1 protein-coding gene is annotated in these 1675 nt (G+C 64.7%); it reads left to right on the top strand.

Annotated elements, in window-relative coordinates; genetic code table 11:
• The first annotated feature begins 141 nt into the window (after positions 1 to 141).
• Entirely contained in the window at positions 142 to 1392 is a 1251-nt protein-coding gene (locus AC2VOG_RS06320) for a PPE family protein (protein WP_486939061.1), read from the top strand.
• Positions 1393 to 1675 lie beyond the last annotated feature (283 nt).

Below are 1675 nucleotides of genomic sequence, written 5' to 3'. Positions count from 1 at the left end.
GGCCCAGCAGCAGGGCGGCAACTCCGTGTTCCGGATGCAGGACCGCCGTTGGCGGATGCCTCGCCCCGCAATCGGTGGATAGCACCCATTGCGATGGCCATGACCACTAGCACGTCTCACCGGTGAGGGAAGGGAACGCGAATGTTCGATTACGCGGTAGTGCCGCCGGAGATCACCTCGGCACTGGTGTACACAGGCCCGGGGTCGCAGTCGTTGGTAGCGGCCGCATCGGCGTGGGACGCGCTCGCCGCCCAGCTCGATTCCTATGCGCGGAGCTACTCTTCGGTAATTGCAGGCCTGCAGGGTGAGGGCTGGGCGGGTCCGGCCTCGGCCGCCATGGCTGGTGCGGCTGCACCCTACGCAGCGTGGGCGACGACAACCGGCGCACAAGCCGAGCACGCGGCCAGCCAAGCCCGGGCGGCGGCGGCCGCCTATGAGACGGCACACGCGGCAGTGGTGCCGCCCCCGGTGGTGAATGCCAACCGTGTTCAGCTACAACACCTCACACAAACCAACCTGCTGGGCCAGAACGCGCCCGCGATCGCGGCCACCGAAGCGGCTTACGCCGAGATGTGGGCCCAAGACACCGCTGCGATGCACAGCTACACGGCCTCGGCGGCGTCGGCAGTTCAGGTGACGCCGTTCTCCGCACCGCCGACCACCACCAACCCGGCTGGACAATCCGCTCAAGCCGCTGCGGTGGCTGCGTCGGCGGGCAGCTCCGCCTCCTCGGCGACGCAATCCGGGCTCGCGCAATTTATTGAAGCCCTGTCACTACTGTTCTCGGGCGGGGGACCAAACCCAGGCCTGCCGAACCTCGCTAATGGTATTCCGATACCGATGTCGCTGATTACCGACTATTCATTTATGAATCAATTTTTCAACGGCTTCGACACTCTCACCACCACCCAGATACGTAACGTCGCCACTGTTGCCGAATATGGCGTCAGCACCATTAAAATATTTACCGACGGCATTTTCTATGCGGGAGGGGCCGGGCTGGCCGGCGCGACATCACCGGCCGCAGGCGCGGCCGCGGTGGCGCCGGGAACGACGCTGGCCCAGTCGAAGATGGCCGCAGCAGGCGCCAGCCGGGCAGTACTGGCCAGCACCGGCACAGCGGCCGCGATCGGACCGCTTTCCGCGCCCGCCACCTGGGCCGGATCCACCCCGGTCGCCAGCGCTAACGTGCAGTGGCTGTCGTCGGGAACAACCTGGGATGCGGCCCCGAAAATGCACACCGCCGGCACCGGGCAGATAGCAGCAATGGCGCCGATGGCAGGCATCGCCGCCGCAGCCGCCGCCCGCAAAATCAAACCACCAAGCGTCAGCACCATCCTGCAGGTCACACCCCCGCGCTACAAGATGCCCCGCCCAACCTCGGGCGGATAACCGAGACTCGATCGGTCGTTGGGTAGAGAGAGGAACTAGTCGACAGCAACTCAGATTTCTTGCAGCAAAATGTACCCGAATTCACAGCATTCGGTTTTCGTTCAGGTTCAGTTCAGGTTGTTGTCGCTGCCGAGACAACCCGTGAACCCAGGATCATGACCGGCATCGCGGCGGTTAGTCGGGTGCGGCTGGCTGTGTAGGAAGGGTTTGCGAATGTTCGATTTCAGCGCGTCGCCTCCAGAGGTCACCTCGGCCAAGATGTATGCCGGTCCGGGCTCGGCTT

It is taken from the genome of Mycobacterium sp. TH-M11 (genome assembly GCF_057473725.1).
The sequence above is the reverse complement of the archived record's forward strand: the minus strand, read 5'-3'. Positions and strand labels throughout refer to the sequence as shown.

Excerpts from the sequence above, each read along its gene's own strand:
- AC2VOG_RS06320 (WP_486939061.1), top strand. The coding sequence starts at position 142 with ATGTTCGATTACGCGGTAGTGCCGCCGGAGATCACCTCGGCACTGGTG.